Annotated in this window: 20 protein-coding genes; 8 read left to right on the top strand and 12 right to left on the bottom strand. The window is 58.0% G+C overall.

All coding sequences use genetic code 11. The annotated features are described in order from the left end of the window. Positions 1-93: 93 nt before the first annotated feature. The 6 genes from ACXYMN_RS15425 to ACXYMN_RS15450 all read right to left on the bottom strand — a co-directional run bounded on the left by ACXYMN_RS15425 (position 94) and on the right by ACXYMN_RS15450 (position 10,608). Positions 94-1,038, bottom strand: a complete 945-nt coding sequence (locus ACXYMN_RS15425) for a hypothetical protein (RefSeq protein WP_459014617.1) — start codon at positions 1,036-1,038, stop codon at positions 94-96. Beyond that, positions 1,038-2,924 carry a DUF3696 domain-containing protein gene (locus ACXYMN_RS15430; protein WP_459014618.1) on the bottom strand — a complete coding sequence of 629 codons (1,887 nt, stop codon included), beginning with the start codon at positions 2,922-2,924 and terminating at the stop codon, positions 1,038-1,040. The genes ACXYMN_RS15425 and ACXYMN_RS15430 overlap by 1 nt, the downstream gene beginning before the upstream one ends. Before the next feature lie 9 nt (positions 2,925-2,933). Further along, complete coding sequence (locus ACXYMN_RS15435; protein ID WP_459014619.1) at positions 2,934-4,091, bottom strand: restriction endonuclease subunit S; 1,158 nt, start codon at positions 4,089-4,091, stop codon at positions 2,934-2,936. Next, positions 4,088-5,620 carry a type I restriction-modification system subunit M gene (locus tag ACXYMN_RS15440; RefSeq protein WP_459014620.1) on the bottom strand — a complete coding sequence of 511 codons (1,533 nt, stop codon included), beginning with the start codon at positions 5,618-5,620 and terminating at the stop codon, positions 4,088-4,090. The genes ACXYMN_RS15435 and ACXYMN_RS15440 overlap by 4 nt, the downstream gene beginning before the upstream one ends. Continuing rightward, the gene (locus ACXYMN_RS15445; RefSeq protein ID WP_459014621.1) at positions 5,617-9,045 is read right to left on the bottom strand and encodes a DEAD/DEAH box helicase family protein; all 3,429 of its coding nucleotides are present in this window, start codon (positions 9,043-9,045) and stop codon (positions 5,617-5,619) included. Before ACXYMN_RS15445 ends, ACXYMN_RS15440 begins: the two co-directional genes overlap by 4 nt. Positions 9,046-9,123: 78 nt before the next feature. Next, on the bottom strand, positions 9,124-10,608 hold the full coding sequence (locus ACXYMN_RS15450) for a sigma 54-interacting transcriptional regulator (protein WP_459014622.1): 1,485 nt from the start codon (positions 10,606-10,608) through the stop codon (positions 9,124-9,126). A 183-nt stretch (positions 10,609-10,791) separates the two neighbouring features. Between ACXYMN_RS15450 and ACXYMN_RS15455 the strand changes: the two genes are divergently transcribed. The 8 genes from ACXYMN_RS15455 (at position 10,792) to ACXYMN_RS15490 (ending at position 20,729) form a co-directional block, all read left to right on the top strand. Continuing rightward, positions 10,792-11,139: a hypothetical protein gene (locus tag ACXYMN_RS15455; protein ID WP_459014623.1), complete on the top strand. Its 348-nt coding sequence runs from the start codon at positions 10,792-10,794 to the stop codon at positions 11,137-11,139. Between the two features lie 38 nt (positions 11,140-11,177). Beyond that, complete coding sequence (locus tag ACXYMN_RS15460; RefSeq protein ID WP_459014624.1) at positions 11,178-11,534, top strand: hypothetical protein; 357 nt, start codon at positions 11,178-11,180, stop codon at positions 11,532-11,534. Further along, positions 11,527-11,793, top strand: coding sequence for a hypothetical protein (locus ACXYMN_RS15465; protein ID WP_459014625.1), 267 nt, complete (start codon positions 11,527-11,529; stop codon positions 11,791-11,793). Before ACXYMN_RS15460 ends, ACXYMN_RS15465 begins: the two co-directional genes overlap by 8 nt. Positions 11,794-11,831: 38 nt before the next feature. Then, a complete protein-coding gene (locus ACXYMN_RS15470) occupies positions 11,832-11,999 on the top strand; it encodes an HNH endonuclease (protein ID WP_459014626.1) in 168 nt (55 codons plus the stop codon). Next, entirely contained in the window at positions 11,986-13,650 is a 1,665-nt protein-coding gene (locus tag ACXYMN_RS15475; RefSeq protein ID WP_459014627.1) for a DEAD/DEAH box helicase, read from the top strand. The genes ACXYMN_RS15470 and ACXYMN_RS15475 overlap by 14 nt, the downstream gene beginning before the upstream one ends. 118 nt (positions 13,651-13,768) lie before the next feature. Next, on the top strand, positions 13,769-14,704 hold the full coding sequence (locus ACXYMN_RS15480) for a 3'-5' exonuclease (RefSeq protein ID WP_459014628.1): 936 nt from the start codon (positions 13,769-13,771) through the stop codon (positions 14,702-14,704). Positions 14,705-14,802: 98 nt separating this feature from the next. Next, entirely contained in the window at positions 14,803-17,358 is a 2,556-nt protein-coding gene (locus tag ACXYMN_RS15485) for a PD-(D/E)XK nuclease family protein (RefSeq protein ID WP_459014629.1), read from the top strand. Further along, the gene (locus ACXYMN_RS15490) at positions 17,355-20,729 is read left to right on the top strand and encodes a UvrD-helicase domain-containing protein (protein ID WP_459014630.1); all 3,375 of its coding nucleotides are present in this window, start codon (positions 17,355-17,357) and stop codon (positions 20,727-20,729) included. The genes ACXYMN_RS15485 and ACXYMN_RS15490 overlap by 4 nt, the downstream gene beginning before the upstream one ends. 135 nt (positions 20,730-20,864) lie before the next feature. On the opposite strand, the gene ACXYMN_RS15495 is transcribed toward ACXYMN_RS15490, so the two are convergent. The 6 genes from ACXYMN_RS15495 to ACXYMN_RS15520 are packed head-to-tail and all read right to left on the bottom strand — an operon-like array spanning position 20,865 to position 25,605. Further along, complete coding sequence (locus ACXYMN_RS15495) at positions 20,865-21,941, bottom strand: TrbL/VirB6 family protein (protein ID WP_459014631.1); 1,077 nt, start codon at positions 21,939-21,941, stop codon at positions 20,865-20,867. A gap of 12 nt (positions 21,942-21,953) precedes the next feature. Further along, entirely contained in the window at positions 21,954-22,364 is a 411-nt protein-coding gene (locus tag ACXYMN_RS15500) for a hypothetical protein (protein WP_459014632.1), read from the bottom strand. Further along, entirely contained in the window at positions 22,361-22,555 is a 195-nt protein-coding gene (locus ACXYMN_RS15505) for a DUF4177 domain-containing protein (protein WP_459014633.1), read from the bottom strand. The genes ACXYMN_RS15500 and ACXYMN_RS15505 overlap by 4 nt, the downstream gene beginning before the upstream one ends. Further along, positions 22,552-23,538, bottom strand: coding sequence for an ATPase, T2SS/T4P/T4SS family (locus tag ACXYMN_RS15510; RefSeq protein WP_459014634.1), 987 nt, complete (start codon positions 23,536-23,538; stop codon positions 22,552-22,554). Before ACXYMN_RS15510 ends, ACXYMN_RS15505 begins: the two co-directional genes overlap by 4 nt. A 4-nt stretch (positions 23,539-23,542) precedes the next feature. Beyond that, entirely contained in the window at positions 23,543-24,922 is a 1,380-nt protein-coding gene (locus ACXYMN_RS15515) for a TraB/TrbI/VirB10 family type IV secretion system protein (RefSeq protein ID WP_459014635.1), read from the bottom strand. Beyond that, positions 24,919-25,605, bottom strand: a complete 687-nt coding sequence (locus tag ACXYMN_RS15520) for a TrbG/VirB9 family P-type conjugative transfer protein (protein WP_459014636.1) — start codon at positions 25,603-25,605, stop codon at positions 24,919-24,921. The genes ACXYMN_RS15515 and ACXYMN_RS15520 overlap by 4 nt, the downstream gene beginning before the upstream one ends. Positions 25,606-25,607: the final 2 nt, after the last annotated feature.

Here is a 25,607-nt window from a genome sequence, read left to right on the forward strand (position 1 = left end):
TCGAGCCCCATGGCTATCTGTCCGGTGTCCTGAAAGCCATCGCAGGCGGGCACAAACAAACCGATATCAATCTGCTGCTGCCTTGGAACTACGTCAATCCAGTGTGAACGGCGCACCGCTTACAACCGATCCATCAGAACTGATGCAAATTACCGGGCCAACCAACTTGTAAACATCGCTGTCTCGCGAAATCGCCGCCAAACGCCGGTGAACCAGTTCGTAATCCATAAGCGAAAAATCTGATGTTTCATGGCTGCCGATGGGTTCAAAACCTGCATCAACTCGGATGCCACCTTTTTCTGTAAGCAGGTACCTTGCATGAAAATCTTCGCCGGCATCTTTTTCGCACCAACAAAAGAAAGTAATCCTCATACCAGGAGGGATAATATCCTTCGAAAGGACGGCTGCTTCGCGTTTGAGAATATCGTTTGAAAGGCCCTTCTTCGTGTCGTTTCGGTAATGTATCTCACAAATGGCACGTGGATTAAGCTCACCTACAATCCGAAATAGCTCGCGAAATAGTTTCTTCTGCCGAGTGTTGAAGGGATCGAAATACGCGTCAACGAAAACCAGTCTAGACCCAAAATGAAGCAGTCCTCTCAGCGCGGTGGCCATGGACCCAATATCCCGGACAATGTTCTCTTCATGAGGAACCTTCATCAGTGGTGCGCTCTCATCCAGAGTATCCATAGAGAGAGCAGAAGCTTCACCTTTCGGAGCTTCGCTGGCGATAATTGCATGGAAAGGTTGCCGCTTATGTTCGGCAAGAGCGTTTTCCAGCCACGATCCGATTGTTGGGTCGTATGATCGGCCGCTTCGAACAACTTTGTTTTTCTTTGCATGGTTGAGCGCTTCCTCGACCCTCTTCCTTTGCATTGGAGATAGTGTGTCGGCTGCTTCGTACACTTCACGAAACCAGCTCTTAGGAAATTGTGAGATTAGACGGCCCTTGTCGAAGCCAAATTTTTCAATGAGATACCTAAAACTCTCCCAGCTCGAGCCAATGGCTTGAGGTTCAACCGCATATTCATAGTGCATTAGAAGAGCTCCTCGGCGCGCTCTTCGAAAAAGCCCTTAGGCCAGTTATCGACGAAATCTCCGTCCTCGCTTACCCTAAGTTTTTTGAAAACCGGTCCTTGTTCTGTCGCCTCAACATAGACGACTGACAGATCATTGGGTGTTAACCCCAGTATGCCCGGTGGCAATTCATTTTCACTCTGCTCTCTAACTCTTCTGAGAAGACGCAGCATTATGTGCTCGCTATGCGTTTCCACTAGGATCGAACGCTCGGGGCCCGTGGCCGGCCGGTATGTACTTGTCGCCGAAATAAATAGGTCGCCTACTCCGACTTGGATTGCAGGATGGATGTGAAGTTCAGGCTGCTCGATCGCTACAAGCCCGTCGGGTTCCATCAAGCAGGCAACCACGACCGGTACCATCTGAGAAATTCCGACACCCACGTCGCTAGGGGCGACAGGAATACCTCGCGCCAAATCCATTAAGCCGATTTCAGATTTGGTTGGAATGGCTTCATAGAGCTCCTGCAAGTCGCCTAGGTCGTCTTCGTTAATTCCACGCTTGAACAATTGATGAAGGCCTTCGGCCGTCGATATCTGCTTGTAGCTAGATTTAACCAAAACATAGCCAGTTCGAAGCCGCTCTTCCGACGACATCCAATCATTGACACTGTCTAGCAGCTCCTCCCCAGATTGGGTGTAAAGTACATCCCACGCGGCAAGACCTTGAGCCCACCTGGATTCATCTGGCGAAAGGCGGGGGCGGTAGCCTCTGCTCGGGATCTCCCGAAGCGGGCCGATGTAAGTGACAGCCTGCAAATAGTCCCGCACTATGCGTACAGGTCCGAGGATCAGCTCATCCATGATCGCGGAAAGGCCCGCGACTGTATCGAGCTGCTGCTTATAGTGTTTCAAAGCATTTTCGTACGCTTCGTTTTCGTCACGCGTCATTCGCGAGGAACGGCCAAATGTTCTGTCCATTATCTTATCGGCGGCGGATTCGCCCGCCATAAACGCGCGCATCGAAAGATCGCGATCTGGGTCCACGAAGTCCGAGGTGAGTGGCTTATCGATTTCTGGGAGCGCGCCGAGCTCGGTTTTAATGCCAACTCGGACATCTGTATCCCATGCAGAGCTGTCAGCCGCGTCTTCGAGCTCTTGCTCGTTCATTTCCTCCATGACCGAGCTCATTTCACGCGAATTGTGCCATATGGCTTCCAGCAAGTCGGTTGAAAGCGCCCGTTCTTTGTGGACCTCGCCATCCTCGCTCAAAACATTTAGGAAACCGAGCGTCTCGTCTTCTTCCGGATAATCATATGGGTACCTAATCGGCTGAAGAAGTGAGTGTTCGAAGTTGAAATCTGTTGCCATCGCCCGACCGACTTGCGCCGGCGACACCACTGAGCACAGAGCCTCCTCGTCCATTTCGACGTCAAGACAGGACACATAAGGGGCGTTGATCAGATCACTCCAGCGCACTTCGATCCCGATGCCAACCTCCTGGACAACCGCGTAGTCGCGCAATTCGGTGTTCTCACCAACCAGATAACGGATGCCAAGTTCGTTGAACCGGTCGTCTCGCAGGCTTCCTCCCGAATTCAAGGGGAGACGTTCGCTGCCTTGATCCTCGGACAAGTCGATCCTGACTTTGATGCGGATCGGGCGGGAGAGGTCGTGGTTATGGACAAGCGTGGCGAAGCCGCCGAGGTCGGTCAGGCCGCCGGCGATGGTCTGGTCGGGGTCGGGGTTGTTGCGCTCGAGGATCTCGCGCAGGTAGTGCAGTGCCTGCAGGATCGTGCTCTTGCCGGCGCTGTTCGGGCCAAAGAGCAGCGTAATCGGCGCGAGGTCGATGCTCTGCTTCGTGCCGATGCCTTTGAAGTTCTCGATTTCGATGTGGCTTAGTCGCATTTGGAAATCCTACAAGTCGCCACGGAAAGCGCGTTGGGAAAGAGCTGAAAATAAGTTCTCAGAGTTAGCAACAGCATTCTGCAAACGATTTCGTGCGTTACTAGACCCTTGAAAAATTTTGTCGAAATCCCCCAATGCGCCCAGACTTGGTTCGCTTATTTCCCATGCTTGAAACGCCTTTGTATTGATAACTCGTTGTGCCGAACCGGTTTGCCTGCCCAGCAATGCAGATTGAGCGGTCCCTGTTTGCAACAGCATGTGAATGAAGCTTGAAGGCACGTCAGGTCCCGGGCGAACGACCACGATGTTGGCGCAGTTTGCGCCATCTAGCTCATGAGGAATTATCGCCGACCTAATCCTATCAGTGATGTGTCGAGAAATGATAATGTCGCCTTCTCGGAGTTCAGATTTTTTCAGGCGTGAAGCAAATTCCTCGGTGATATGTAGGAGTCCGTCGTATGATATGCCGTTTGAGCCAATATTCTGGGTACGCAAAAACGGAACGCCGCTTGATGAAAGACCTTTTGTTGACGGCCCAACATGGCCAACAGTAACTCGCTCGACCAACTCAGCGAGACTCACTTTATTGTTTTGTTCTATTCCTCTGAATGTAACATCGAACATCTTCAGAAACACCGACTTCAGAAACTCATCCGCCAGGTCGAGAGCCTGCTCGCCTTTGCGGCGGATGGCGTCGGCCTTGTCGAGGATCTCCGCGATCCGGCGTTGCTCGTCAATCGGTGGACAAGGAATATCCATCTCCGCCAACGCCTTCGGGCTGAGGCGTGGAAGGTTCGCCCCCGTCGAACGACCGTTAGCTTCCTGAACTACAGACGGCTGTCTAAGGTAGTACGCGAGAAACTTGCGATCCAAATCTGGGCCTGGGCGGACCGGTAAGATATCTGTGCTGCAAATCCCCTCAAAATCAGGAAGGGAAATCTTGGCAAGATAAGGACGAAGTTTTCCATATAGTACGTGCTCTTTGCTGAACTGAAACTTTGAGCTTTTCAATTCGCCTCGTTGAACTGACTGAGCGCCAAGTATTCTTCCACCGGCCTCAATGTGTTCAAGGCCGAGGTATTTTGTGCCAGATGTAATTTTCCCAGGATCAACTTGAGAACGATCAATTTTGGCAATGTCAGAGAGCCTTGCCGAGTTCCAAGTCATCCGAGGATCTCCTCAAGCTCGGCAATATCAGTCGCAATCGCTGCGTTTAGTTCCTTCATGCGGACCAGAATATCCACTGGCGGATCATAAACCTCTGCTTCGTAAGTTTGCTCCTTGTATCGACTCAGCGAAAGGTCATAGTTCGACTGCCGGATTTCCTCAGCAGGCACAAAGAAGGCCTTTTGTGTGCGATCCGTAAGTTGCTGCGCGTCGCGGTTCTTCCAGGCCTCTACGCAGCCCGGCAGATCATCTTTGTCAGGGCTCGGGTCTCTTTTGTCGTCGAGTGTGAAGCCATCATGCTCCACATCAAAAAAGAAGACATCATCCGTTCGGCCGCCTTTGCGGAACACGAGGATCCCCGTCGAGACACCGGCATAGGGCTTGAACACCCCGCTGGGCAGCGAGATCACGGCCTCAAGCTGATTATCATCGATCAACAGGCGCCGCAGAGCAACATGAGCCGTCGATGATCCGAACAAAACCCCATCCGGCACAATGGTGGCTGACCGTCCGGAGTTGTCTTTGAGCATCCGTAAGATGAGGACGAGGAAGAGAAGCTCTGTCTTCTTGGTTTTTACTTTTCTAAGCAGTCCCGGATGCACATCCTCGAAATCGAGGGTGCCCTTGAATGGAGGATTGGCCAGAATGACATCAAAGCCATCGCTTGCGGATTGAGGATACTTGTCGCTGAAGCTGGTGCTGAGCGTGTCCTGGTAGTGGATGTCCGGGTCATCCACGCCGTGCAGCATCAGGTTCATTGCCGCGATCCGCAGCATGGTCGCGTCAAAATCAAACCCGTGGAACATCTTGCTGCGGATGTGCTCGCGGTGATCTTCCAACAGATCGCCCGTGTAGATCTTTTCGGTTTTGCCGGTTTCAGGGTCTGTGACCTCGTCGATGCCTTCCTCTGACGTGTGCTCTTTCATCAGGTATTGCATTGTCTCGACGAGAAAGCCGCCCGTGCCGGCAGAAGGGTCACCGATAATCTCGTTCGGCTGTGGGGCGAGCAGTTCGATCATCAACTTGATGATATGGCGCGGGGTGCGGAACTGCCCGTTGATGCCAGCAGTGGTAAGTTTGCTGAGCAGGTATTCGTAAAGGTCGCCCTTGGTGTCACCCTCGGTCAGCGGCAGCTTGTCGATCATATTGACCGCTTTCACCAGAAGGCTTGGCTTCTGGATCATCAGCTGGGCGTCTTTCATGAACTCTGCAAAGGCCGAGCCACTGGTGGAGGACTTTCTGAAGTGCGGGAAGACCTCGTCACGTATCAGCGGAAGCATTTCATCAGCGCCGAGGTGCCGGAAGTGAGACCAGCGCAAATGCTGGTCGTCCTCTTTGAAACGCGGAGGATTGTCCCGTTTACCTGCTCGCTTCAGTCGGTTTTCATCACGAGTCTCGTTGATATCGAGAAGCCGTGCGAACATCAGAAACGTGACCTGCTCGATCACCGTCAACGGGTTCGTGATCCCGCCCTGCCAGAATTCCGTCCAGAGCGCGTCGATATCGCGTTTGAGGGCGCCTGTAATCATTGGTCTTTCGTCCTTTCAGAGGCTTCTTGTTCGTCGCCGCTCACTGTCGCTGGCGGCGCAAACTGGTCGATGATCTCCATGAGTTCGTCGACGTCTTTTTCATTTTCGAACACCCCATCGGGCCCGTCGGCATCGACAACCGTAAATGGGTCTTCATAAAGCTTCGCACGGGTAATAGAGCCATAGCGTGCGATGTGGTTTTTCAGGAGGCCGAGGAACCGCGTCTGCTTGGCTTTCAGGCTCGGGTGGGTTCGTGCGAAATCCGCGAACTTCGCTTCGACGGCTTCGGGATCAAGACCGATGATCGACCGGATCACGAAATCCAGCGGAGCTGCTGTCTCAGAGAAGAACTCCTCCAGAATTTCCCGATTGACGCCAGGGGTCTGGGCCAGGATCAGCGAGACAAGCTTCTCGATATCCGCCTCAGCTACGGGCTCGCCCCTGCTGATCTTCTGAAGCGTCGGATTCTCGCCAAAATGCTTACGCAGCTCTTCTTCAACGACGTGACGGTAGGCCTTCATGTTGACCGCATCGAGACTGACCTTGCGGCGGGCCGATTGGACCTCGGACTTGGTTTCAGTGACATCGATGATCTTTGGCGGCACTGCGGGGCCCGTCGTGCGTTCCCGATACCGCATGATTTCGCGAAGTGGCACTCTGACCCCCTCGAGTTTCTCGACGGTGATATCGTCCCAGAAGGCATCCGATTTGACTGTCTTGATGACGTCGGCCTTCTCCCGGACGGGGTTCAGATGCATCTGAAGCGCACCGAGTCGTTCAAGCATGTCGATTTTCAGATCACCGACAGTGTTTGATTGGCGCAGAACGGCAATTTGGATTCGGGCGAGGAGGAGGTCGAGCGCATAGGCGTCGCCGTGCCCACGGATGTTCCGCCACTGCATGAGCGGCGCGATCACCTGACGCAAGGCAACGACCGTCGCCGGCGCAAAGGCCTTCAGCGTTTCTGGTGCCCCCAGTGATCGCTTCTCGCGCCACTTCTCGCGGACAGCGACAGACTCTTCCGGCAGGTCGTTGATGTCCTTGCCGATCAATCCAATGATCGCTTCGAAGGCGGCAATTTCGCTTTTCTGAAGCGCCAGTTCAGCAAGGTTGATCCGTTCTTCAAAGACGAGCTGCATTAGCGACTTGGACTGAGTTGGTTCCGCTGGACGATAGCCCGTCTCAAAGCGTTCGAAGTTCCCCCAATGGTCAAAGATCCGGAACACGCTCTTGTGTTCCCCGGGCCCAAACAGGTCTTCGCAGAGCCGCGTGCCGCGCCCGATCATCTGCCAGAATTTGACTGGCGACTTGACGGGTTTTGCAAACACAAGATTGAGAATCTCGGGGATATCGATCCCTGTATCGAGCATGTCGACGGAGATCGCGATCGTGAGCTCGTCGTTCTTGCCGTCATCGTTGCCCTTGAAGTCATCAATCAACTGCTCGGCACGAGGATCATAGTTGTCGATGACCTGGCAGAAGCGGCCGCCATATTGCGGGTACATCTCGTCGAAGAGCTGACGGAGAAGGACCGCATGTTGATGATTGCGGGCGAAGATGATGCTCTTCCCAGGGGTCTGTCCCGTCGCATCCCTCAACCCGTTTTCCATAAGGTTCCGCAGGATCGCCCGGTTGGTGTCCTTATTGTAAATGACGTTGTCGATCTGGGCGGCAGCGAAATCATACTGGGACGGATCTTCACCCTGATCTTCGAGCTCCTTGATCTGCTCGGCCGTCAGCGTGTCGAGCGTGATCCCTTCGCGCATGAACTGGGTCGTGTGCTCGAACACTTCAAAGGGCGTCAGAAACCCATCGCGCACAGCTTCTTCAAGATCGTAGTTTGCGGTCGGGAGTTGCCCTTCGCATTGGAACAGATCGAAGGTGCTCCGCGTCACGAAATCAACCGGGGTTGCAGTCAGGCCTATCTGAAGGCTGTCGAAGTACGTGAAGATGTCGCCGTAGACGTTGTAAATGCTTCGATGAGATTCATCGGCAATGATGAGATCGAAGTATCCCACATCAAACGACTGAAACACCTTCTTCATCGCCGGGTAGGTTCCGATGAAGATGCGTTCCTTTGCGGTGCTGTCGATACGCCCACTGACAACCCTGATTGGCTCAGAGGCAAGGAAATCCCCGAAGGCGTTCTTTGCTTGCTTCCTGAGCTCTCGGCGGTCGCAAAGGAAAAGTACGCGTTTAACCCATCCCGCCCGGATCAGGAGTTCGGTCAGGGCGATGGCAACACGCGTTTTCCCGGTGCCAGTGGCCTGCACGACAAGCGATTTGCGGTGGTTCCCGGTGAACCGCTCTGAAACGCGCTTGATTGCTTCAATCTGGTAGAGGCGATTGACGATGTCTGAGCGCGGCTCGATCGTATCGAGTGCCTTCCGGCTCTTGCGCTGGAACTTCACGAGATACTGAAGACTGTCCTTGGAATAGTATCCGTAGACCTTCCTGGGTGGGTAGCCTCCGGCGTCGTCCCACATCCAGATGTCGTAACCATTCGTGTAGAAGATCACAGGACGTTGTCCATGAACCTTCTCCAGGCCATCCGCATACAATTTTGCCTGCTGCCGACCCGTTTCAGGATCAACCGATGTCTTCTTCGCTTCAACAACCGCCAGCGGGCTGCCGTCATCATCCCAAAGCACATAGTCGGCATATCCTATGCCGGTCGCCGTCGGCTGGGACGGTGCTTGGACCTCTTTGCCGACTTCGCTTGTGCTGACCTCTCCATTGGCGACATTCCAGCCAGCTGATGCGATCAGGCTATCGATAATGCGGGCCCGCGTGGTTGCTTCGTCGAACTTCAGCAGGTTTGCCGTTTCCGCAGCGGACGACGCTAGGGCCGCGATCTCAGAAGCTTTCTTCTGAGCGGCAGTAGCCGTTTGACGGGCTTCCTCAAGCTCCTGAAGAAGCTTCTCCATTTGAGCTTCCTGGCCCGCCAGCTTTTCGAGCAGCTCGCGCTTTTCGCGCTTCAGCTTGCCTTTCGTGTCGTCTCCGGCCGACTGCGGGATCTCAGAAAACTTGGGCAGCTCATCCGACGTGCCCTTGCGCGCCTGGACGAAAATCCAGCGAGAGAGATCGAATGCTTCTTTGATCAGCCAAAGAGCGTTCTTTGTACTCGCCGGGTCACCATGTGCCGCCTTGTTTCCGTGAATGCGAAGCGCATGCAGCTTATCGAGCACCACCTTCGGCACTATCGCTGAAAAAGACTCGTTTCGAAGCAGGTCTATGAACGTTGCCTGATCCGGCTTGGGAAGGCGCAGGTCGCGATAAATGTCTTTGGTGAGGTTTTCTGCAAAGAGCCTGAGCTTCACCAGCGCACTTGCGGGGTCAGCATAGGCGTAAGCCTCGGCGAGTGCGCCGAGTTCCGCCAGCTCCTGCCACTCCGGGCGGAGGAATTCGAAGTTGCGCGACTTCATGGTCGCCCCCTATCGGAATTAAAGGGTCGTGCCGAGGCGAGCCTCAGGCGGCCGTGGTCGGCTGATGTATCTACAAACCTAGGATACGCCATATTTCGTCATCCAGTTTGTCAGCGTCTGATAGCTCGGTAGCCCAATCAATTTTGCAGCGTTTGTCTTGTTCCCCTCGGCCTGCGCGATTGCGCGCGTAATGTAGTGTCGGGCAACTTCAGCCAGGATTTCCTGGAGATTTACACCCTCGTCGATTGGCTTATCGAGAATGCTGTTCTGTGGCGCGGCCGGCATTGGCGCGGTAAAGACGGCATCCCAGACATCGTTTTCTGTGATCTGGGAGCCCTCGCTCCAGATCGCGGCCCGCCGCAGTGAGTTTTCAAGCTCACGGAGATTGCCGGGCCAAGGGCGCTGAAGAAGCACATTTTTTGCCCCAGGAGAAAGCGTCTTCTTCACAAAGCCGGGCTCGTCTACGCTTTGCTCATTGATGCGTTCGAGAAGCATCTCGATGAGCGGACCCAGATCTCCCATGCGTTCTCGAAGAGGAGGGATCTTCAGAACCAGCACAGCCAGACCGAAGAAGAGTTCCTCGCGAAAGTCGCCGGCGGCCACAGCGTTAATCAGCTGCTTTCTTGTTGCAGCAATGATCCGCACATCCGCATTTCCGTTTTTGGAAGTCGTGATATCGTCGCCGACCATCTCATCGAGAAGAACCTGCAAGCGGACCTGTGCTTGAGGCGGAAGAAGCTCGACCTCATCGAGATAGAGGGTGCCACCTGCCGCCTGTGCGAGCGCGCCGGTGCCGTTGGAGCCCGGGTCGCCTGAGCCAAATATCTGGGCGTCGATCTGTTCGGGCTTGAGGGCACCGCAGTTCAACGAAACGAAAGGCTGTTCGCGACGCGGGCCATATCCATGGATGGCGCGCGCCAAAACCTCTTTCTCGGTGCCGGCTTCTCCCTCAATCAGAATGGGCACGTTGCGCATGGCGGCTTTTGTCGCCTTGCTTGCCATGCGCTCCATGGCGGGGCTCCTGAAGATCAGATCGCCGAACGTTTTGACATCCAGACCGCCGCTGAGCCTGGTGAGCTTGGCATCCGCCGACTCCATGATCTTTGGGAGGAGCTCGGCAGAGACATCAAACGGAATCTCTATCGTTTGGACGCCGCCTTCCCTGGACGACTGCAGCAACTCAGCCGGAAAGCGCGTTGCCCCCAATATGGCCCAAACAAGCGCCATGGCCCAGGTTCCCGGGCTCAAATGAAAAGTGAGTTCAGGAATGTCAGGGGCGGCGGCCCGCCGGCAGCCCTCCACGACATCTACTGCAATCCCGTGGATCGCGTCGATATCGGTTGGGTCTTTTAGCTGGACGCTCTCGACGAAGACTTCCGCCGAAGCCCGCTGGTGGAGCCAGTCCGTGTAAGCCGCAACCTTCGCGCTGTCCTGGTTCGCAATAAGAACCAGGCGATCAAAGCGCCGCGCTTCTACCGCACTGCAGATCGGGCCCGTTTGCCCCTCAGGGTGGGTGGGGGCGTCGAGGTCCTGCGTGCCTATCCATGCCATCAGAATCTTCATGAAGACCCAAATAGAAGGAATCTTACGTTCACGCAAGACCTTTTGTGTTTTTCTTGGTGGAGGGTTTTGCACGCCATTATGGGCATTAAAATACACAAAAACAGGTATTTATGATTATCTCCGCGCGATGTTCTGTTCGGGTACATAAAAAAATTTGTGGCAAATCACAAAAAATATCTTGTAATGATGCGCAAGCTTTCTTATCTCAGGGTCAGCAGCGGCGATGGCCGCAAATTTTTGGGATGTCAGAAGATGGCGCAGCGAGAAAAAGATGAACTGGAGGGGGTCACCGCCAAAGTGAGTGCGCTCACAAAGGCGCTTCTCGACGAGGGTATCGATCCCTCGATGATCGCCTTCGCGCTGACCTCTGTGGCAGCCGACATGGGGCTGCAGGTTTGTGGCGACCCCATGCGGGTCTTCCCGGTGCTGCTCGGCGCGATCTCTGAGCAAGCGCGCCTGCGTTTTGAAGGTAGCGCCGAAGAAGAGGGCGAAGGGCCGGCGTGTGTGCCGCTCGGCGCAACCGTTCATTGAGCGGGTTTGACGTGGATCGACAATAAGGGAGAAGAGATATGAAGGCCAAGCAAAAGCTTCGGGGCGTGTCCCTTCTTTCGGCGATCTTTGGTGAGCTGTCGCAGCAGCTGCCTGAGGGTGTTGTGTCGACCGAAGAGCTGCTCGGGGCAGCCCAGAAGCTGATCGAGTTGTCGAAGCGGGAGTACGTGACTGACGGGCATCCCGACCAACGGCGCCATCAGGGATACTATTCTTACGATCTCTGTACAGCGTTCGATAAATTCCAAGGCCGGATACTCGAAACAGAAACTGGCTTGATGGAAGATCCGCTTGCGGGCCGTGGTGGAAGAAATGGTTTGAACGAACTGCTACTTGGCAGTCAGGAAGATATGATTTTGGAGGAAGTTTATGGCTGAGTACAAAGCAGCATCCGCCCTGCGAGAGCATATGCTCGAGGGCAACCCTGTCACACTTTTGGAGGCCATTCTGCTCTTTGGTGTGCGAAATCCGAATGCGGAATTCACACGCATAAAGAAAGATCGGTTTTTGATTGAGTCACGAGAAGTGCCAATGGCGAACGTTATTCGTCGGATCAACGAATACGCGGTCTGCAAGGTACCCGAAGATCTCCCATACAAGGAGATCCAGCTGACCGAGTACTGGATCAAGAAATGAGACGGGCGTTCACACCTCGACAAAGGCGCATCCTGCGGATGCTCGCCGGCAGCCTCTGCAAGAACTGCGGAGCGGTGCTGGATGCGGGCTTCCACGCGGATCACGTGCGCGCGCATTCGAGGGGTGGACCGACGACATTGGAAAACGGGCAGGCGCTCTGTGCGACGTGCAATTTGAAGAAAGGCGCAAGCAATGACGACTATTAATCTGAGACCCTGGCAGGCTGCCTGCGCCAACAAAGCCATGGATTGGCTTCAAGCCGGCGATGACCGCCATTTCCTTATCAATGCTGCGCCCGGAGCGGGCAAGACCATATGCGCGTCTGTCATTGCCCAGCGTCTTCTCGATGCGGATATGATCGACCGAGTCATCGTTATCGCGCCACGAAAAACCGTTGTGAACCAGTGGGGTGACGAATTTAAGTTTGTAACAGGGCGCTCTATGCTCAAAATCACTGGTGCCGATGAGGAGCCGGAAGAATACGGTGCTGATCTGTGCGCAACATGGTCTGCTGTGCAGGGCTCGCTGGATGGCCTGCAGGCAGTTTGTCGCAAAGACCGGACGCTCGTCATCTGTGACGAGCATCACCATGCCGCCGTTGAGGCAGCCTGGGGCGATGGCGCAAACGGGGCGTTTGCCGATGCGACGTTCGCTCTGATCCTGACGGGAACACCGATCCGCTCGGACGGCAAGGAGTCTGTCTGGCTGGCCTATGACGATCAGGGACAAATCGATCATCCGGAAGGTGGATCTTACACGCTCACCTATGGTGAGGCGGTTGACCTTGGATACTGTCGGCCAATCACGTTCCACCGCCATGAGGGAAAGTTTTCCGTTACGCTGGAGGATGGCGAAAACATCAGTGTTTCAGGAACAGAGGAGACGCAATTCTCCGACGGTCTGAAGCGCATCAAGGGTCTCCAGCAAGCGCTGGATTATTACAAACTTGCCTGTACGCCCAAGTACCTGCCATCAGGCGTAGCAGATCCGGTTTCGTACCAGGCGAACCTGCTACAGTGGTGCATCGAAAAGTTGAACGATCTCCGGCTGCGGATGCCAGAGGCCGGCGGTCTCGTCATCGCCCCGAATATTCTGGTCGCGGAGTACATGGCTGAGCTTCTCGAACTGCTCGATGGCGAAAAGCCTGTGGTAGTTCACAACCGGGTCGCAAACCCGGATGGCAAGATTGCAGCGTTTCGCAACAGCAAGAAACGTTGGTTGGTGTCGGTCGCTATGGTCTCAGAAGGGGTCGATATTCAGCGGCTTCGCATTATGGCCTATCTTCCAAACGCTCAAACGGAGCTCTCTTTCCGCCAGGCCATGGGGCGCGTTGTTCGGAACTTTGGACCGCAAGACGATTCCCGCGCCTACGTTGTCATGCCGACGCATCGAGTCTTCGAGGAATACGCCCGTCGGGTTGAGGCAGAGATGTCGCCGGCAAAACAGCGCCCCTCAGACACACCAGACACCAAGGTGTGCCCGGACTGCGGCGCGGAATGCCCGAAGGACGCCACATCTTGCCATGTGTGCGATTCAGAGTTTCCGGTTCGCCCGTCGCGCATGAAAACGTGCGGTGAATGTGGGGCTCTTAATCCCCTAAGCGCAGAAGATTGCCAGTCATGTGGTGAGGGGTTTGGACACGACTTCGAAATCTCTCTCAATGATGCGCTGCGCGTGGGGGCGATCATCCGTGGCATGGATCTCGATGAGGAGGAAGTCCAGGAAGGCGAGGCCATCCGGGATGTGTTCCGGAAGGGCGTCCTCAGCAGCGGCGATGACCAGCTGATCAAGATCCTCAAGCTTTTGCCAGAAGAAAGTTATGGCCGGCTGGCCCGCATGTTTGAGGATAACAAGTGATGCGCTTACTCCTTCAAACCACCCATCGGTGCGCTCAAGCGTTACTGCGCGGAAATGGAGCGATTGGCGAGGATGCTCCGTCGGTGCATGGGCACGGCAAATGTATCGAGGTATTTTCATGAATGATTTCAGTCACTTTTCTATTGCTGCCGAAGATGTGGTGCAGTCGGACGTCCAAGCACGCACCAACGACTGGCGCCTGCTTCGACGGCTGGCATTGCCAGTAAAGCTGAACGATTCCCGCGGCGGCCCCGTGAAGCACGCCCTCGTCCTAGATGTCGAAACCACCGGTCTCTCGCATGATGCGGATGAAGTTATTCAGCTCGCCATGCTGCCGTTCACCTATGAGCTCGACACCGGGCGCATTCTCGAGATCGACCATGATCGAGCCTTCGAGGGCCTTCGTGAGCCAAGCGTCCCGATCTCAGACGAAGCCAGTCTCATCACCGGGCTGACCACTGAAATGGTCGCAGGTCGGACGATCAACGGGTCCGTCGTGGAAGCCCTAGTCGCTGATGCTGATCTGATAATTGCGCACAATGCCAGTTTCGACCGGGTCATGGTCGAGAAGCACTGGCCCTGCTTTGCGGAGAAACCGTGGGGGTGCACGCTTACGAGTGTCGACTGGCTGCGTGAGGGCTTCTCCGCGGGCAAACTCGATTACCTGGGCATGCAGTTTGGCTGGTTCTACGATGGACACCGGGCCCTGGCCGATTGCGAGGCCTGCCTTGCGCTGCTTGCGCAGGAACTACCTCAATCGGGCCAGCGCGTGATGTCTGCTGTCCGGGACGCGGCTTTGCAGGACGAATTTCTTATTCGGGCAGTAGATGCACCCTACGATGAACGGTTGAAACTGAAAGAACGCGGTTATCGCTGGCGTCCGGCGGAACTCCCGCATGGCAAGGTTTGGTGGACGATCACCGCTGATCCCTCGGCTGAGATCGAATGGCTCCGGTCAGAGGTGTACGGCCGGGACGCCAACGTGCCGGCATACAAAGTGACGGCGCTGAACCGTTTTTCTGAGCGGCTCTGGCAGGAGGTGACATCAAGATGACAGTGCAACCCCGTTCCACCCTGGTTGTCCACGGCCGTCACGCCATGAGGCAAGCCCACCTTGCAGCGGCCCGCGCGAGCCGCCACGGTCTTCAGGTTATGTCTTTTGAGCAATTAGCCGTCCGGCTAGCGGGCGGCTTCATTCAGCACATCGATGAAGAAAGTCTTCGAGCCGCCGTCCAGGCTGCTTTGCCGGTGACCACTTTGGGCGAGCTGGAGAGCATAAAGGACCTCCCGGGCATGATCGACGCCGCTGCCGACACGCTCCATAAGGCCTGGCGCGCCGGCATCGAACCCGCGGCGCGTGCGGCTGAACATCTGCGCATTGACGCCATTGCAAGCCTTGAAGAAGCCGTCCTCCGTGAGCTTCCGCCCGGAATGATGCGCCCTGTCGACATTGTCGCGGCCGCGACCGACCGCATCAAGCATTCGCCCGCCGTCCTCGGCCCAATTGAGATCGTCGGTCTCACCGAACTGTCGCCCTGTTGGCGGCCGCTGCTTGGTGCGCTGGCGGCACACGTGCCAGTGCAATGGACGGCAGGACCGCGGAGCGTTCCTGCGTGGTTGGAGGCTACTGGCGTCAACATCTCGCGGGCGCCTGCGGATGTGCCAGGCATCAGTGCCGTGAGTGCAGCGACAGCCTACCATGAAACGGTCGAGGCCATGCGTTGGGTGCGGTCGCTTCTCGCTTCAGGCGTCTTGCCATCGGAGATCGCCATCGCCACCGCTTCGCCCGCTAATTATGACGACCACTTTATGGCCCTGCGCGCGGACTCCAATATCGACCTGCACTTCGTCCACGGCGTCAGGGCGATCACAACGCGTGACGGTCAGGCGGCTGCGGCACTTGCCGACATTGTCGTGCGCGGACTTTCGCAGTCACGTCTCCGGCGCCTTGCCACCCTTTGCCAGGACTCCGGTCTCCTCGAAGCCTTGCCCAAAGGCTGGCTGAGCATCCTGCCAACAGATGCGCCCCTCTCAACGCCAGTTGCCTGGGATCGTCTATTGAAGAAGATGATGCCGGAACAATGGTCTGATGACACGGATCACGCACCGGAACTCCGCGTCGCGGTCGAGTTACTTATGAAAGGGTCCGATGCTGCGGAGCAGATCGGCGAGGCCTTTCTCAAGGGGCGAGCGCTCGCGATCTGGCGCAAGTCGCTGCTTGCGGGATCGGCTGCAACGATTGATGCAACGATCGAGACCTTGAAGCAGGATGATGGACTGGAAGCCTGCGTCTCCGTGGCCTGGATGCCAGCAAGCGCGCTCGCGGCGTCGCCTCGCCGCTTCGTTCGTTTGCTTGGGCTGAACTCCTCGCGCTGGCCGCGTGGTATCGAGGAAGATCGACTGATCCCTGAGCACATCATCCCTACCGATGTGCTTGATCCACTTTCCGTGAACCTTGCCGACCGGCGGGATTTCGAGACGATTCTCACGACAACCGACGGCGAGGTCTGCCTTTCGCGCGCCCGACGCGACAGCGACGGACGACTGCTGGGTCGCAGCCCGCTGCTCGATGGGCACGGCGAGGAAATCTACCTCCGCCGCAACTCAGTGCCGGAGCATTCCTTCAGTGAAACCGACCGTTTAATGGCTCGGCCGCAGGAGTTCGCGTCCGACCCGCAAACTGTCAGCGCTCGAGCATGCTGGCGCGACTGGCACAGCCCGGAACTCACAGCGCACGACGGACTCATTCGAGCGGATCATCCCCTCATTCAGGCGATCCTAGACCGCACTCAGTCGGCTAGTTCGCTTCGACGCCTGCTGCGCAACCCGCTTGGTTTCGTATGGGTCTACGCTTTCGGATGGCGAGAACCTCAAAGCAGCACCGAGCCACTGGTGCTCGATGCCCTCGGCGTGGGCGACCTGGTTCACATGATCCTCGATCGCGCACTGCGCGACCTGGAGGCCGCGGGGGGGCTTGCATCTGCCGACGCGGGAACGATTCAATCTGCTGTGGATCTGGCGACACAAGCAGTCGCAGGGCATTGGGAAAGCGATCGCGCTGTGCCGCCGCCAATCATCTGGGGACGAACTCTGGATGACGCATGCTTGCTCGCCGCCAGCGCTCTGACATACGGCGACGATTTTCTTCCGGATGCTCGCTCTTTCGGCGAAGTTCCCTTCGGTGGCTCTGAGCCGAAGTCCGAAGTGGCGTTGCCATGGGATCCAAGCGCGCCCGTCACAATTCCCGATACAGGGTTCAAGATCGCCGGCTACATCGATCGACTGGATCTTTCAGGCGATGGCAAGCGCGCGCTTGTCCGCGACTATAAGACCGGTCGTACGCCACGAGATGACAAAGGGTTGGATGGGGGGCGCGAGCTTCAGCGCTGCCTCTATGCGTTCGCGGTCAGGGCGCTTCTGGGCGAAGATGTCGAGATCGGCGCTTCGCTTCTCTACCCTCGCGAGCCGATCGACCTCCAACTCAGCGACCCGGAAGCCGCGCTCACTGAGATCACGGGCTCTCTTCGAGCGGCAAGGGCAAGCCTTGCAAGTGGCGCAGCGCTTCCAGGCCCCGACACAGGGGGGGCGTTTGATGACCTTGCCTTCGCTCTGCCGGCTAACGCTGGTGCCACCTACAGCAAACGCAAGCTAACCGCAGCAACGGAACGGCTGGGCGAAGCAGCTCGGATTTGGGAGGCAGAATTATGACCAATATGCCCAAGATTCTGAAGGACGATGAGGCCCGTCGCCAAGCTATTGTCCTCCATGACAGGTCAATCCTTGTCGAGGCTGGCGCGGGCTCGGGCAAGACTGCCATCATGGCTGGACGCATTGCCGCCATGCTGGCTGAAGGGATTCCACCACGCTCGATCGCTGCCGTGACCTTTACTGAACTTGCCGCAAGCGAGCTGCTTTCTCGTGTCCGTGAGTTTGTCACTGACCTCTCAGACGGCAAGATCCCGGTCGAACTGCAAGCAGCGCTGCCCAACGGGCTGTCAAAGGTGCAGCACGAGAATCTTGCCTTCGCAAGCGCCGCGATCGACGAAATCACCTGCTCGACCATCCATGGCTTCTGTCAGCGCCTAATCAAGCCCTATCCGGCCGAGGCTGACATCGATCCCGGCGCCACCGTGATGGATCGCAATCAGGCCGATCTGATCTTTTTCGAGATCGTTGACAGCTGGCTGCGTGAACACCTGTCCGGTGATCAGGACGGTGTGCTGGCCGAAATGGTTTTGCACAGCCCACGCGAAGCCGTCGGGCTCGTCCAGAAAATAGCCGAAAACCAGCGGCGTCGCCGCACTCTCGCGTCGCCGTCAGTCACTCCGCTGGATGGTCATCTGGCCGCGTTCCAGACGGTGACCGCGGATTTCGCGGCTTTCCTACGGAGGGAGCAGGTGACGGAGCCCGAAACGGTGGTGATCGCAGAGCGGCTGGTAGAGATGGCTGCCGCGCTTGCGGCCGGGCCTGATCCCGAGACTCCTGCCGGCCTAATCCACATCCTGACCTCGCGTCCACACCCGGATCTATCCACCAGAGCCGGGTCCTTTCTCGCGTACCGTAAGAAGGGAAAATGGGCTGCCGCGGCAAAGCAAGCTGGCATGTCCAAAGCTGATGGTGATCGGCTCAACGACGCAGCTGACGCTCTTTACGTTGCCTGCTGCGATGCTTGGACTTCAGCCGTTCAGGCGACATCCAGTCAGGTTCTGTCGAGGCTGATCGATGAGGTGCGTCCTATTCTGCATCGCTATCGCGATCATAAACGAGTGAGCGCCCAGCTCGACTTTGATGATCTGATCTTCTCTGCGCGCGATCTTCTGCGCGACCATGACGACGTCCGCCGCGCTCTCGGGAAGCGCTTCGCGCATATCCTTGTTGATGAGTTCCAAGACACTGATCCCCTGCAAACCGAGATCTTCTGGCGGCTATGCGGCGATCCGGTCGACGCCAACAAGGACTGGACCCAAACCGAGATCCGTCCTGGAGCGCTATTCCTGGTGGGCGATCCCAAGCAAGCGATCTACCGATTCCGTGGCGCCGACGTCGGCGCTTACTTGCAGGCTCGTAATGCCTTTCATGTCCAGAACCCAGACAGCCTCTTGTCCATCGCCACTAACTTCAGGTCCTCTGCTTCAATTCTTACCTTCGTGAACGAGCGTTTCGAGGCTGTTCTCTCGTCCAATGGACAACCCGGATTCACCGCCCTTGATCCGTTTCATGAAAATCGCAATGGCGACCTGTGTGTGGCTGCCATTGACATCGCTGTGGCCGACGAAAACGGTAAGGCAAGCGCAGAGGAGCAGCGTGATGCCGAGGCAGATGCGATCGCCGATTTGTGCGCGCGCCTAATCGGAGATAAACCCATTGTCGACCGCCGCAGTGGGGCAGAGCGCCCCTGCCAGCCGGGAGACATTGCCCTGCTGGCACCGACAGGCACAGAGCTCTGGCGCTATGAAGAAGCGTTGGAGCGCCGCGGCATCCCGGTGGCGACCCAGGCCGGAAAAGGCCTTTTCCGACGGCAAGAAATCCAGGATCTGATCGCACTAACTCGAGTCCTCGCCGATCGCCGCGACACGCTGGCACTCGGAGCACTGCTACGTGGGCCTCTGATCGGACTGACTGAAGAAGAGCTCCTTGATGTAGTTTGGGGACTACCCCGCTCCGAAGAAAACCCTGATCGAATTCCGCGCCTCCACCTCGGCATTGACCCCGCCTTCATCAATCATCCACTTTTGAGCGAGGTCTTCGAGAAACTGAAGTCACTCTACCGGCGTGGAAACACGACGACACCGCATGAACTGCTTTCGCAGGCTGTCGACGTATTGAGGGTCCGTCCGGTTCTCCTCAACCGTCACCGGGGCCAAGCCGAACGCGCACTTGCAAACGTGGATCTTTTTCTCAGCCTGTCGACTCCTTATGCAGTGCGCGGTCTGCGAGCATTCGCCGAAGCGATGACAGCGGCATGGACTGACGAGGCGCGGGCCGTCGAGGGACGGCCCGATGCCCAAGAGGAAGCCATCTCACTCGTCACAATGCATTCTGCCAAAGGCCTCGAATGGCCGATTGTAATTCCGGTCAATACAATGACGGCAGCAAAGGCGCCGGACAGCGCAGTCATCGACCGGGAGACAGAGACGTTCTATTGCTCTGTTATGGGCGTTCATCCCGCCGGATATGAAGCGGTGCACCAGGCCGAAAAGGACGAACTGGACCGCGAGCGCGTCCGGCTCTGGTATGTCGCTGCCACTCGCGCCCGTGAAATGCTTGTCCTGCCCCGGCTCGACACGAAGCCCTCCAGGTCCGCCTGGGCCGGTATCGTCGATCTGTCGCTTTCCGAGCTCCCTGAACTGGACGTCTCCAATTTGCCTGCTGAGGTGCCTAAAACGGGTGGTGAAGTTGGTAATATCCAGACCCCCGCTGTATTCGCAGCCGAAGCCGAAGCCATCGCTGGAATACAAACACGACTTACGTGGCTTGCGCCCAGCCGGGACGAAAGCGCAACCGGGAAGGTGCTGCGTGAGGAAGAGGCTAAGCTCTGGAAAGGCACTGCTGGCGATCTGGCGACAAAGATGGAAGCTGAGCCTCCGGTCCAAGGGGGACGCGAGCGTGGCCTCATCCTTCACAAGCTCATGGAAGAGGTTCTGACTGGTGAAATAGATGAGACTGAGGCCGCCATCGCCAAAAGGGCTGCTCAACTCATTCACGCACTCGGTAAATCCCCTGTTGCCGATCCGGCCAAGGGGTTGTCGACCCAGGAACTGACGGGAGCTGTCGTCCGGACCTTTGCGCTGCCCGAAATCGCGGCCTTGCGACCAGGTCTCTTGGCGGAGTTTCCTGTCTATGCCGCGCAGGCGAGCGATGGGGCTGAGATGGTGACGGTCGGCGTCGTAGATGCCTTGACGCTCACGCCCGAGGGCCGTCCTGCCGTCGTGGTGGACTGGAAGAGCGACGCGGCGCCGGATACTGAAATGCGCGAACACTACCGAACACAGGTACAGGCGTATCTCGAAATGACTGGTTCTGAGCGCGGACTGATTGTGCTGATGACTCCGGGGATGATAATTTCGGTGACGTCTTGAAAGGTATCGGCCAGCACATAGAGTGTAGCTAATGGAAACACCGGCTTTTTTGAATTGGCTAGACTAGGCAAATGGCCGCTCCGGTGAAGTTGCACCGCAGCGCTTGAGGACATCGTCAACAACCGCTCTGGGCCGTCACCGTCGCCCAAGCCGTCCCAGTCTTGCCAGCTGCGCCAGCATTTTTGACCCCGAGTCGGCGGACCCTGTGCCGCCTGCGGAACCCGTCTGCCCCATGCCTTGCCTTACTGGCATCTGTTGTACCCCGAACAACTGCCGAGCCCTGAGAGCCGCGTATTCTGCGCTGCTTGCCCCTCCGATCAGGTAGCGGTTGTAGGCCTGCTGGCTGCCCATGGCGGCGCGGGCGAAGCTATAGCCGCCGCCGAGACCCCCGGAGAGCGCCGGCATCATTATGTTGCCGGAGATCGCACGAACGATGAAGGGCGTGGCGATAATGAAGCCCTTCGCCATGAGCACCATCATGAAGAAGGGGAGGAGGGCACCAATGTTGGAGGCGCCTTCGGGGTCGCCAAGCTCGCCGATGAGAGCTGAGGCCACCCCGGTAATGGTCGCGAAGACCCCTGCGATCACGATAGGGTAGATCGCGAAGGAGATAAGCGCGGACAACCAGCGCGCGAAATAATCCTTGGTCACCTCAAAAAGGGTCAAGAAGATCATCACCGGAGCGATCCCGATCAGGAGCGCGATCATCAGTCGGGAGGCCACAAGGATGAAGGCGGCCAGTCCGCCGAGGATCGAGAGCAGAAGCACACCTACGATGTCGAGCATGGCGCCGGCCATCCAGTTCAGCTCGGACCCGGCAGCGTTCAGATAGTCGCCCAATTCCGCGATCAGCCGGTCGAATTCCTCCGCAAATGTGCCTGAAGGGCCCGGGCTGCCGCCGCCGACGGAAGCTACAAGCGCGCCCGCGATACTGTCGATCCCATAGAGAATGGCAGACGAGAACGCGTTGAACTGCATCCAATTGGTCGCGAATATCCCGATGAGCCCGATCTTGACCGCGAGCCAGAAGGCCGTGTGCCCATCCATGGCCCGGTATTGATAGATCATGTTGATGCAGACGAGCAGCACCACCAGCGTTGTCCCCAAAACCAGGAGCGTGCCGACCGTTGCCGCAACCGCACCAAACTGGGTCTCAGCGGCGGTGTCGAGATAGGCCTGGGAGGTTTCAACGAAATAGGTGACGACGCTCATCGTGGGGCTGCCTTACCAATTGCCCGCGGCGTCGCAGATGGCCTGGGCTTCCGGGCGGGCGGCGTTGGCGCGGCGGTTGTAGGCGTCCGAGACTTGCAGCAGTTCCCATCGTTCGTTGTTCGCGTAGCTCTCCCGAAACACTGCCTCGGCCGCGTCCCAAGAGGGGAACCGGGTCGCGCAGTCGCAGTTGCCGATCTCGACGACCCGCTCGAGATTCAGGGCGCGATAGATGTCCTGAACCAGAACCCGCTGATAGGCTTGGCGCAGGGGGATCTCCTGCATCCAGACGGGCTCGGCGGGCCGATCCGGACAGACGTCAAAGCTGCGATCGAGGGTTGGCACTAGGTTGCGCTCGGCAACGGCGAGGGTCGGCGTCAAGCTTAGGGCCAGCGCGGCCAAGGCGAGGCAACGCGCCCGCCTCATGTCGTGACTCCAGCGGGTGTGGTCTCACGCTTCAGGAAAACGGTGTGCCCGATATTGGCGAATTCCGAAGTGCTGATCGACACCACCTCCCACCCTTTCGCACCTTTGGCATTCAGGCTGGCCTGCATGTCGGCAAGGCTGGTCTTACGAGTCATGGGAAAGGACAGGATATCGTATTCAAAGGTCTTCATGGGGAAATTCCAATCTCAGTTGCGCCGGGCAGGTAGAATTCGGTGATGCCGCGTTTGCCGTCATGGCGGCCGGCCTGGATGATCACATCGATGGAGTTCTCGATGTACTGGATCATGTCGGCATAGGTCATCGGGATCTCGGTCTTGAGCGCGGCGATCGCAAGCCGCTGCACGGCCAATTGCGGAGTTTCGGCATGCAGCGTGGTCATGGACCCGCCGTGTCCGGTGTTGATGGCTTCCAGAAAGGTCATGGCCTCCTTGCCGCGCACCTCGCCCAGGATGATCCGGTCGGGGCGCATGCGCAGCGTGGCGGTGAGAAGCACATCGGCGGTCTGGAACTCTGCGTCGCGATTGGCGATGAGGGTCACGGCATTAGGCTGGGTCGGCAGAAGCTCGGCCGCTTCCTCGATGGTGACGATGCGTTCCTCGGCCGGTACGTGAGAGAGGATCTTGCGCGCGGCGACGGTCTTGCCGGTGGAGGTGCCGCCCGAGACGATCATGTTGAGTTTGTTCGCGACGCAGAAGGCGAGCGCATCATCGATCAAACCCGCGGCCACCACGGCGCGCAAGGCGCGCTTCTTTTCCACGCGCAGGTCTTCGAGCTTGCGTTCTTTGCCATAGAGAAAATCGAGCGCAATGCCTTCGAGTGGCAGGCTTGAGAAGAACCGCAGGCTGATCGACATGGCCGAGAGCACGGCGGGCGGGGTGATGACCTGTGCGCGGATCGGGCGACCCTTATAGGCGATCGATACTGAAACGATGGGGCGGTCCTTGCTCATCGTGGTATTGGCCGAGGAGGCGATCTGGTTGCCGAGGTCCCTGACCTGAACGCCCGTCAGCCTCTGGTCCAGCGGGCGCATGAAGTGATCGCCCTGGAATTCGCCCCAGCAGGTGCCATCAGGGTTGATGCAGATCTCGATGACATCGTCGCGAGCGGCGGCGTCGATCCGGTCGAGCGAGGTTTCGAGATAGCTCAGCGACATGGGCTCAGAATATCTCCAGATCGCGGTCGACCATCACTGTCACGCGGGCCCCCTGGTCGACATAGATGACGGGTCCGATGGAGAGGTAATCGCCAATGACGCTGTCCGTGGCATCTGCCAGATCATCGCCAACGTCTTCGAGAACGTCGGCGGCAGTCTCATCCTGGACCTCGGAGGCGGCGGCACTTGGTGCCGCGGAAATCAGCGAGATCAGGGCGGCCGACCCGAAACGCTCGGCAAAACGCGTGTCCACGAAACCAGTTACGCCGGAGCGACCCAGTTCATCGCCCCCGAAAGAGCTGATCTGGACGGTCTGGCCCGCGGGCAGGATGATCCGGTCCCAGGCGATGGTGACGCGGCGCTGCGCGATATCGACGCCGGCGCGGTAGCGCCCGATGAGACGGGATCCGCGGGGGATCAGGAGCCGCGTGCCATCGACGCTGTAGACATCCTCGGAAACCACGGCACGGGTCTGGCCGGGCAGAGAGCTGTCGAGGGCAGTTTCCATGACTGCCTGGATCATGGTGCCCTGTAGAATCGTGTTGGAGGGATTGGCGATCACCTCGGCCTGCGTCACCGTCGAGGGCAGCGCCCCGTTCAGCACGAAATCCGTCACCTCGCCGAAGGTGCGTTCGGTCAGAGCCGTTTCATTCGCTCCGGACGTGCCGCCAAACGCGATGGTGGGCGAGGCGATGCGCCGCTCCAGGAAGGCGCGTTCCTCCGCGGCGCGGCGCTCCAGCTCGGCCATGCGCCGGGCTTCTTCCTCGCGGCGCAGTCGCTCTTGCTCGCGTGCGCGCAGCTCATCTTCCGTGGGGCCCACTGGCGCGGGTTGGGGTCGGCTGGCCTCGAGTTGGGCCAGTTCCAGATCCATGCGTAATTGCTCAAGGCTGCGATCCCGCGCTGTCAGTTCGTCCTGGAATCGTTGCTGTGCGGCTTCCGAGGCGGCTTGTAGCGCAGCGATCTGAGCGGTCAGCGCGTCGATCGCCTCTGCGGCGGCGGTGTCTTCCTCGACGACCGGTTCGGGGGTGTTGCGCAATTCCTCGATCTGAGCCTGCAGCGCGGTGATCTGCGCCAGAAGCTCCGCGTTGGGCTCGACGGGGTCTGGTCCGACGAATACAACCTCGGGCTCGGGCGGGGGCAAGGTCTCGATGGCGCCAAAGCCGTCCCCCTCGTTTTGGAAGACGTCCGGGGTGGCCGTCGGCAAGGCTTCCTCTTCGTCGGGCTGTGAGAGGAGATAGAGCAGGGCACCACCTGCGCCGATGACGAGGACCACGATCAGCGCGAGAAAGGGCGACCGGCGCTGCGCCGCTATGGGCGCGCGGGCACTGCCTTTCTCAAGGGCGGCGAGGCGTTTTTCCAGCTCGGTGTTCCCGGTATCGCTCATGAGGTGGCCTCCGCGGGCGGGATCGCTTCGATGCAGACCACCTCTTCGCCAAGTCGCAGGACCCATTGGCGGTTTACGCCGCTGACGCGGATCACGCCGTCTTCAGGGGTTTGCGTGTTGACCGTGCGCTCGCGGCCGCCCGCGTAGCGGAAGATCGCTGGCACAGGTGCGTTCCGCGGAAACGCGAAATACGTGAACGTCCCGTCATCCCAGATGCGGGTTGGCGTGAACTCGGTCCGCGCGCTGGCACCGTAATTGTAGTTTGGTGCTTGGGCGGCGATGGCCCGGGTCGGGCGCGCATCGTCATCAGGATAGCGGAACTGCACCACGTAGAAGGTCGGGCTGCGGACCTCCTGGACGTTGAAATAGTAGCTGCGCCTGTTCGTGTAGACCGTCACATTGGTATGCACCCCGCGCGCGACGGGCTTGATTGCAAATGCCTGACCACCGGGCACGCCGTCGATCTCGAAGCCCTCTGTGTCCCCTGCGATGATCGAGCGGATGCTCTCGCCTTCCCCGAACTCGACCGTGGTCACATGGGTGAGCGACACGCTGAGGCGGTAGACCTGACCTTCCTGGTAGGTGGCCAGCCGCACGCGGTTGTCATTGGGACCGCCGCGCGGGATGGCTTCCGCGAAGGCGAGGCCGGGCAACAGGGCAATGACAAAAACAAGCGATCTCATAA

The organism is Roseivivax sp. CAU 1753 (assembly GCF_054482575.1).